Below are 8275 nucleotides of genomic sequence, written 5' to 3' on the forward strand. Positions count from 1 at the left end.
GACCACGGTGACTTGTGCGCCCTTGCTGGCCAGGTGGTATGCCAGCGACGCACCGACAATGCCGGCGCCGATGACGATGATCCGTTGGGGGGCTACCCGCAGCTCCAGCGCATAGGCATGGCCATCGGCAACCTTGCCTTCCACGATGGCGATATCGGGCACGGCCATTCCCTGCACGAAACCGCAGCGTTCCAGCACGCGGATCGACGCCGCATTGCCGTCGATGGCGCAGGCGCACAGGCGTTTCAGCCGCCATTCGTCTTGCGCCAGTGCAATCAGGTACTGCAGCGCGGCCGTGGCCAGGCCCTTGCCCGCCTGCTGCTGCCCGATGCGGTAGCCTACTTCGGCTACGCCTTGCTCCTGGTCGATGTCCTTGAGGTTGGCGCGGCCGATCAATTGTCCGTGTTCGTCCACGATGACGCTGGGATGCATGCGCCCGTGTGCGTGTTCGTCCAGGAATTGCGCGACGTGCGCCTGGATGCCGTCGTGGCTGTAAAAAGCGTCGGGGCGCCGGTCGATATGGCGCTCGAACCAGGCGCGGTTGGCTTGCTCGAAAGCCAGCAGCGGCGCTGCATCGTCGGGGCGCAGGGTACGAATCGTATGTGTGCTCATGGAGGCTCCTGGAAAGGCATGAGTCTAGTGACACGCCGCCCGGCCCGTCAATCTTGATTCCATCAATCAATATAAAGTGACAGCCGCTACAATGGCCGCCATGAACAACGATCTGTCCGCTGCCGAAGCTGCGCGCCTCTTGAACGTCAGCCTGCCCACCCTGTATTCGTATGTGAGCCGGGGTCTGCTCGCTTCCGTCAGCAACGGGCAATCACGCCGCAAGCGCTATCCGCAGGAAGACGTTCTGCGCCTGGCGGCCCGCAAAAGCGATGCCAAGCGCGGTGGCCAGACGGCAGTGGCCGCCATGCACTGGGGCTTGCCCGTGCTGGAAACGCGGATTTCCCACATTCTCGACGGGCGATTGCTGTACCGGGGCTGCGATGCGACGGCGTTGGCCGAGTCCGCGACGCTGGAGGCGATTGCCGGCTTGCTGTGGGACGATAAGGCGAGCGATTATTTTCAGCAGGACGCGCCTGCCCTGCCGCCAGGACTGGCCAGCGCGGCGGACGGGCCACCGCTGGCGCGCGCCATGCTGGCCATGGCCGTGCCGGCGACAGTGGACATTGCGCACTCGCTGCCATCCGGCCCCGCCCTGATGCGCATCCTGGCCGCCGCCCTGCTCCAGACGCCGCCGTCCGCCCTGCCGCTGCACCTGCAGCTGGCCCAGGCGTGGCAAGCCGACGCGGAGCAAGCTGAATTGCTGCGCGCGGCGCTGGTATTGCTGGCCGACCATGAATTGAACGCGTCGACCTTTGCCGTACGCTGCGTCGCCTCGACGGGCGCCAGCCTGCCTGCCGCGCTGATGGCCGGGCTGGCAGCCTTGTCCGGCGACAAGCATGGCGGCGGCAGCGCGGCGGCCCGGCGCATGTTGACGCAGGCGCTGGCCGCGCCGGACGCCAGGGCCGCCATTGGCAAGTATTACGCGACCGTCGCGCCGGAATTCGCCGGCTTTGGCCATCCGCTGTATCCGCATGGCGACCCGCGCGCCGCGTATCTGCTGGGGATCTTGTCAACAATGGCGCACGAGCAACCGCAGCTGCGCGCAATTCTGTCCTTCTGCTCCACGGCAAGCGAGCTGCTCGATGCGCGCCCGAATGCCGACCTGGCGCTGGCGGCCATGGAACTGGCGTTCGATTGGCCCGAAGGCGCGGCATTGACCGTGTTTGCGCTGGCCCGCTCGGCCGGCTGGATCGCGCATGCGGCCGAGCAAGCCGCCAGCGCAGCGCTGATACGACCCCGTGCCCGCTACATCGGACGCCACCAGCGCGACTAGCAATAGTCGCTTGATTTATTACGCATACGTAGTAGTATACTCCGCATGCGTACCAATACCTCCCCTCAATCCGACCTCCCCGATGCCACCGCCTGCCCGCTGGGCGAGCGTTCGCCGCGCCTGTTCAATCTGCTCAATCTGGCGCGCCAGAACCTGTTCCGCTCGGCCGATGCCGTGTTCACCAGCGAACTGGGTTTTTCCGGCACGCAAGTCGTCGCCCTGTTTGCCCTGAAGGGCGAGGAAGGCTGTCAACTCAAGGATCTGGGGAGATTGTTGCAACTGAAAAATTCGGCCGTGACGGGCCTGGTGGCGCGCATGGAAGAAAACGGCCTGATCGTGCGCGGCCAGTCGGCGCTGGACGCGCGCGCCGGCACCCTGCACATGTCGCCCAGGGGCGGCGAGGTACTGGCCGCCGCCCTGCCCCTGCTCGACAGCCTGAATGAACAACTGAAAGCCGGTTTCAGCGAGGAAGAACTGGCCGTCGTCGCCCGCTTCCTGCTGCACGCCTCGCGCCTGCGTTTCCAGCAAGACGTCTGACTCATCCCCACATCACCACCACAGGAGTTACCATGCACCCCAACGACATGACCGGCTTGCAACTGATGCAGGCTTTCGCGCAAGGCCTGTTCCCACGGCCCGGCATTTCCAAGACCATGCCCATGGACGCGCACACGATCGAGCACGGCCGGGTGATCTTCACGGCCACGGCGAATGAAAGCCATACGAATCCCATGGGCGGCGTGCACGGCGGTTTCGCCGCCACCGTGCTCGACACGGTCACGGGCTGCGCCACGCACACGGTCTTGCCGGCCGGCGAAAGCTACGGCACGACGGACCTGAACATCAAGATGTGCCGTCCCCTGCCATTCAATGTGATGGTCTTTGCGGAAGGCAAAGTCATCAATGCGGGACGCAACCTGGTCATTTCCGAAGGCACGATCCGCGACGAAGCGGGTAAAGTCTACGCGCACGCGACGGCCACCTGCATGATCATCCGTCCCCGGGAGCAAGCGGCCGCATGATGCGGCCCGCCACTATCGAGGATAGCCGGCCGCAAGCTGGGCCAACCTGGAATCTTAAAACGGAGAGAGCATGGAAGGTCCTGATCCAAATACGACATACCCGATGCCTGGGTTCCCGCAAATCTGTTTTTTAAAAAATATTATCACCCGCCCCAACATTGAAATCGGCGATTACACCTATTACGACGATCCGGATGGCGTCAAGCAGTTCGAAGACAATGTCCTGTACCATTTTCCGTTCATCGGCGATCGCCTGAGCATCGGCAAATTCTGCGCGATTGCGCGTGGGGTGAAGTTCATCATGAACGGCGCCAACCATCAAATGAACGGGATTTCAAGCTATCCATTCTTCATTTTTGGCAATGGCTGGGAAGCCGCGCGGCCTGTCGAGGGAGAATTGCCATACAAGGGTGATACGCTGATCGGCAACGACGTCTGGATAGGCTACGACACGCTCATCATGCCCGGAGTACGGATCGGCGATGGCGCCATCATCGCCGCGCGCTCGGTTGTCACCGCCGACATCCCGCCGTATGCCATCGTCGGCGGCAATCCGGCACGTGTCGTGCGGGAGCGCTTCGATGCCGCTTCCGTGCAAAGGCTACTGGAAATCGCCTGGTGGGATCGCCCGGCGGAATGGATAGGCCGGCACCTCGACCTGATCCGGGGCGGCGACGTCGACGCGCTGTTTGCCGCCGCCCGGTGAGATCCTGCACGCGGCTGGGCGGAGCCGCCTGTATCCCCCTGTAGCAGTCGTCCGACTGATACAGCATGTGCGTGTACGCGCCGCCTTGTGTCTTGTCGCTGCCGCGCCGCGCTCTTAGACTGGGGCCTTCTCCACGCTGCGACTGCCTGCCATGACCGACCTCCTGCCCCTGATGAGCTATTGCTTTGTGATGTCCGCCACGCCCGGGCCGAATAACGTCATGCTGGCCACCACCGGCGCCAATTTCGGCTATCGCGGCGCGCTGCCCGTCATCCTCGGCATCCAGGCCGGCATCTTCGTGCAGACCATGCTCATGTGCGTGGGGCTGGGCAGCGTGTTCGTCGCGTACCCGATGGCGCAGCAGGTGCTGCGCATCGCGGGCGCGCTGTACCTGATGTTTTTGGCCTGGAAGCTGGCCGGCGCCTCGGTGGCGGGCAGCAGCGCACCGAAGGCCGTGTCGTTTGCGCAGGCGGCGCTGTTTCAGGCGCTGAACCCGAAGAGCTGGCTCAAGGCGATCACCATGGCGTCGGTCTTCATGCCTGCGCAGGGCAACATGCTCGCCAGCGCGCTGCTGGTGTCCGTGACCGGCACCGTGGTGGGCATGCCGTGCAACGCCATGTGGGCGCTGTTCGGCATCTCGATCCGCGGCGTGCTGAAAGCGCCGCGCAACCAGCGCATCTTCAATCTGGCGATGGGCGCCATCCTGCTGCTGCTCGCCGTGACGTTTTTACGCTAGACTGCCACCCATGTTCGCCATCGACCGCTCCTCCCCCATCGCCCTGTTCAAGCAGATCGAGGCCGCATTGCGCCAGCAGATCGCGCAACGCGTCCTGCCTGGCGGAACCCGGCTGCCGTCGATCCGCCAGCTCGCCACGCAGCTCGCGGTCAGCACCAACACCGTGGTGGTGGCGTATGACAGGCTGGTGGCCGCCGGCATCATCGATACGCATGGCACGACAGGCTTCTTCGTCCGCGCGCCAACTGACGCCAGCCGCGCCATTCCCGACGAGGTGGCGCTGGAAGCGGGCCAGGAGCAGGAGCCGGTCTGGCTGAGCCAGCAAGTGAACGACCAGCGGCCGGGCGTGCTGCTGGCCAGCAGCGGCGCCCTGCCGCCCACCTGGCTGCAGGATGCGCTGCCAGCGGCGGCCGTGCAACGTGGCCTGGCGCGCAGCGCGGCCGGCATGGCCTCGCGCTGTCCGCCGCAAGGGCTGGCCGAACTGCGCGAGCAGATCGCGCTGCTGATGCGCGGCATCGGCATCGCCGCGGACGCCAGCCACATCCTCACCACGTTCGGCGGCACCCATGCAATCGATCTGATCTGTCGCACCTTCCTGCAGCCCGGCGATACGGTGCTGGTGGAAGACCCCGGATACTTCCTGATGTTCGGCCGGCTGCGCCAGGACGGCGTGCGCCTGGTGCCGATCCAGCGCCGCCCCGATGGCCTCGACCTGGACGAGCTGGAAGCGGCCTGCCGCGTGCACCGTCCACGCCTGCTGTTCATGCAGACGGCGTTGCACAATCCCACCGGGTGGAGCAGCAGCGCCGCCAACCTGCACAAGGTGCTGATCATGGCGCAGCAGTATGGTTTCCTGATCGCCGAAGACGACGTGCACGGCCATTTCCAGCCAGGCCACAGCACGCGGCTGGCGTCGCTGTCCGGACTGGACGGCGTGATTTACTACTCCAGCCTGTGCAAGGCGCTGAGCCCGGCCCTGCGCATGGGCTACCTGGCCGCGGCGCCCGCCCTGCTCAAGCCGCTGATGCGCACCAAGATCCATTCCATCATGACCTTGCCTGCGCTGAACGAATACGTGCTGCTGGAAGTGCTCAAGGCCGGCAACCTGCGCAAGCACATGGAGCGGCTGCAACGCACGATCATGGTGGCGCGCAACGCCAGCACGCGGCAACTGAGCGCGGCCGGCGTGCTGTTCGAGCAGCCCGGCGATGCAGGCATTTTCCTGTGGGGCAGCATGCCCGAAGGGCTGGACGTGGACTTGCTGGTGCAGGACGCCTACCGCAACAAGATCCTGCTGATGCGCGGCGCCGCGTTCTCGGCCAACGACACGCCCGACCAGCACATCCGCTTCAATGTCGCCTTCAGCCAGCATCCGCGCGTGAGCGCCTACCTGGAAGAACGCCTGCGCGCGGTGGCCGGTGCGCGCTCAAGCCTGGCCCGCGCCAGCGCCGCCGCCGTCATCGCGCGCAAGGATGCTTAACAGGATTTGTTGTCCTCGGATTCCTGGCCGGCATCGCCTTCGCTATGCTGTCCCATGCGGTTGAGGTCCTTGCAAAGACCAGCGTTTGTCGTATTCTCTCTGCTTCTCATGGCAGTATTGACCTGCTTGCTCTACAAGCAGCAACACCCGTGATTTTCAAGTTCAATGCTTTGTTGGGAGCAGCCTCAAGCTGGGGTATGGTGCCGAGGATGGCTCTTTACCGCAATGGCTATCGGATACGTGCCGTGGAATACTTTGGCACCCCGGCCAGGGAGCGCATTCACTTCATCAATCCCTTGGCTTAAAGCGCCTTGCAAGGCCACTCGCCTGTCTACTTCTTGCCAAAGGAGTAACAACGCCATACACTGAAGCATTCAGGACGTCCGCTATCGGCCCAGGAGTGGCCGTTCGCCCTACGACTGCAAGCGGCTTATTGCAGCCGTTCGAAGTATTTATCGTCATGGTGCAACTTTATGTCGCACCTTGAAGAAGAAAATGCGGAAATTATGGTGCGTAGTTTGAATTATCCGCTTCATTAAAAATGGCACGCTATGAAGAAAAATTTTTACGTATCTATATTCCTATTCGCTCTTTTTGGCCATGCGCGAGCACTGGATGTTCCAATGAAAGGGTGGCTTGCGGACGAGTTACTTGACTCGAAGACCTGCTATGGAACCATCACGTCCAATGGCAAACTGGTAGCTTATGAACTTCACGATTTGCTTATTTCTATCGATGGGCGATTGGTTGCACTTCCGGCAGTGCAACATATTTCCGAATCCGAATACGACAAACTTCGAATTTACGTGAAGGAAGGCGTGTCTGTCTCTATCGTACAAAAAAGCTATAAAAGAAAGTCGATAGATGCAGACGTCTATCAAGTTCGCGAACGTTCGGAGCTTTTCATCAGTGAGAATGGAAGAAAAAAGATTATGAAGGTTACGATAACGAGTGACTGCTCTCCATGAATCTGGCTGACTTCGGCCGGAAGCTGCCAATGGGAGGTCTACTTCTTAGCGGACATTGGCGTTGGCCGCAGGTTTCAGCCTGAGTAACCCACTGACCGCAAGCGTCCAGAAGCGGACGGACAGACCCTTGGAGCATACTTTGGCGCTACGTCAGCGAATGAACCACGTTGCGGCGGGCTTGCTTGACTCGTTCTACAGCCGATGCAATGACCTTGAGGGCTTCTGGGCTTTGGGCATGCTCTATGAGGAAGTGCAGACAGCGCCTTATTGCGTCGAACTCGACCTGTTGAAGCAAACTGCCAGGCCCGGTGGGCAAAACGCCGTTCTAATTGCAGTGCGTTATGCTGACTTCCTCCGGCGTGCATTGTTAAAAAAAAATCTGCACGTGGAGGATCTGACTGAAGCCTCGGTAACGGTGCAGTGTAAAGCCAACGTTCCCTTAATGCACTTCCAGCCCCATTGGATCGGGGACGCATTCACTTGCACGGTGAGACTGCGAAGATTGGATGACCAGGTGACGTAGATGGCACACGGAAAATGCATGCCGAATGACACTCGCATGTTTACCCAGGGCGGTTCACATAGCACACGCAGGCCCGCGCTCCGTTAGACAAGTGGAACGGCGCAAGGATAAATATCAATCTCCGCTTTGGGGCGTAAGCCATGGTGCGAGCGTCAGGCTTGCCGTCCTGTTCTCTGCCAGACCGATGCCAGCAAGGCGCTGTCGGTCGCCTCAGCCCGCCGCCTTCTTCTTCCCCTTCAACAAACTCCCCGCCGCATTTTCCTCGAAGCGCCCCGCCTCTTCTATATAGCCATGTACGGTGCCGTCATGGCGCCAGCCGCCCTGGCGCTTGATGGCCTGGAAATCGGCGCCGGCCCGGTACGCGCTGGTGGCCATGCCGCGGCGCAGGCTGTGGCTCGACAATTCCGGCACGTAATCGAGTCCGGCCAGACTGGCGCAGCTTGCCAGGATCGTGTTGATGCTGCTCGCGTGCAGCGTTTTCACGCTCACATGACCCCACTGATTCACGGGGCGCAGGAGCGGCCCCGTACGGATATGCGCCACGCCCAGCCAGGCGCGCAGGGACGTGGCCGGACAGCAGACGCCATCACCGAACGGGATCGCCTTGACGATGCCCTCCCCCAGTTGATCCGTTTTCGAGCGCGGCAAGGTGATCACCATGCCCTGCGGCTCCCAGCTCACGTCTTCCAGCATCAATCCCGCCAGTTCGCTGCGGCGGAAACCGCCAAAAAATCCCAGTTGCAGCAAGGCGCTGTCGCGCAAGGCCTTGACGCTGCCCAGTGCGGCCAGTTTGGACACGATCAACTCCAGGTCCTCCAAGGGCAGCGCCTTGGCCTTCTTTTTCGGCTTGCCGTGCAGGCGTGCGATGCCGGCCAGGGTCTTGCGCACGGTGGGCGTGGACGCGGGGTCGGCGAAGCCCTGATACACATGCCATTGCGACAGGGCCGTCAGGCGC

At 62.4% G+C, this 8275-nt stretch carries 10 protein-coding genes; 8 read left to right on the plus strand and 2 right to left on the minus strand.

The genetic code is table 11. The annotated features are described in order from the left end of the window. Nucleotides 1-612: GNAT family N-acetyltransferase (locus K0F86_RS25790; RefSeq protein ID WP_219136976.1), on the minus strand; the 612-nt coding region annotated here is incomplete at its 3' end. 100 nt (nucleotides 613-712) lie between these two features. Between K0F86_RS25790 and K0F86_RS25795 the strand changes: the two genes are divergently transcribed. From K0F86_RS25795 to K0F86_RS25830, 8 genes are all read left to right on the plus strand, one after another. Further along, entirely contained in the window at nucleotides 713-1885 is a 1173-nt protein-coding gene (locus K0F86_RS25795) for a citrate synthase (protein WP_219136977.1), read from the plus strand. 45 nt (nucleotides 1886-1930) lie between these two features. Continuing rightward, nucleotides 1931-2422 carry a MarR family winged helix-turn-helix transcriptional regulator gene (locus K0F86_RS25800; protein ID WP_219136978.1) on the plus strand — a complete coding sequence of 164 codons (492 nt, stop codon included), beginning with the start codon at nucleotides 1931-1933 and terminating at the stop codon, nucleotides 2420-2422. A 32-nt stretch (nucleotides 2423-2454) separates the two neighbouring features. Then, entirely contained in the window at nucleotides 2455-2907 is a 453-nt protein-coding gene (locus K0F86_RS25805; RefSeq protein WP_219136979.1) for a PaaI family thioesterase, read from the plus strand. 70 nt (nucleotides 2908-2977) lie between these two features. Next, nucleotides 2978-3613: a Vat family streptogramin A O-acetyltransferase gene (locus tag K0F86_RS25810; RefSeq protein WP_219136980.1), complete on the plus strand. Its 636-nt coding sequence runs from the start codon at nucleotides 2978-2980 to the stop codon at nucleotides 3611-3613. 151 nt (nucleotides 3614-3764) lie between these two features. Further along, nucleotides 3765-4349, plus strand: coding sequence for a LysE family translocator (locus tag K0F86_RS25815; protein WP_219136981.1), 585 nt, complete (start codon nucleotides 3765-3767; stop codon nucleotides 4347-4349). Between the two features lie 10 nt (nucleotides 4350-4359). Beyond that, entirely contained in the window at nucleotides 4360-5829 is a 1470-nt protein-coding gene (locus tag K0F86_RS25820) for a PLP-dependent aminotransferase family protein (RefSeq protein ID WP_219136982.1), read from the plus strand. Nucleotides 5830-6380: 551 nt separating this feature from the next. Next, nucleotides 6381-6797: a hypothetical protein gene (locus K0F86_RS25825; RefSeq protein ID WP_219136983.1), complete on the plus strand. Its 417-nt coding sequence runs from the start codon at nucleotides 6381-6383 to the stop codon at nucleotides 6795-6797. A gap of 127 nt (nucleotides 6798-6924) precedes the next feature. Then, entirely contained in the window at nucleotides 6925-7320 is a 396-nt protein-coding gene (locus tag K0F86_RS25830; RefSeq protein WP_219136984.1) for a hypothetical protein, read from the plus strand. A 210-nt stretch (nucleotides 7321-7530) separates the two neighbouring features. On the opposite strand, the gene K0F86_RS25835 is transcribed toward K0F86_RS25830, so the two are convergent. Next, nucleotides 7531-8275 (minus strand): site-specific integrase (locus K0F86_RS25835; RefSeq protein ID WP_257572373.1); only part of this gene is annotated, 745 nt, incomplete at its 5' end.

Origin of the sequence: Janthinobacterium sp. UMAB-60, assembly GCF_900095235.1 — a bacterium.
Classification (GTDB): domain Bacteria; phylum Pseudomonadota; class Gammaproteobacteria; order Burkholderiales; family Burkholderiaceae_D; genus Janthinobacterium.

Coding starts and splice junctions, on each gene's coding strand:
- K0F86_RS25795 (WP_219136977.1), top strand. CDS start 713: ATGAACAACGATCTGTCCGCTGCCGAAGCTGCGCGCCTCTTGAACGTC.
- K0F86_RS25800 (WP_219136978.1), top strand. CDS start 1,931: ATGCGTACCAATACCTCCCCTCAATCCGACCTCCCCGATGCCACCGCC.
- K0F86_RS25805 (WP_219136979.1), top strand. CDS start 2,455: ATGCACCCCAACGACATGACCGGCTTGCAACTGATGCAGGCTTTCGCG.
- K0F86_RS25810 (WP_219136980.1), top strand. CDS start 2,978: ATGGAAGGTCCTGATCCAAATACGACATACCCGATGCCTGGGTTCCCG.
- K0F86_RS25815 (WP_219136981.1), top strand. CDS start 3,765: ATGACCGACCTCCTGCCCCTGATGAGCTATTGCTTTGTGATGTCCGCC.
- K0F86_RS25820 (WP_219136982.1), top strand. CDS start 4,360: ATGTTCGCCATCGACCGCTCCTCCCCCATCGCCCTGTTCAAGCAGATC.
- K0F86_RS25825 (WP_219136983.1), top strand. CDS start 6,381: ATGAAGAAAAATTTTTACGTATCTATATTCCTATTCGCTCTTTTTGGC.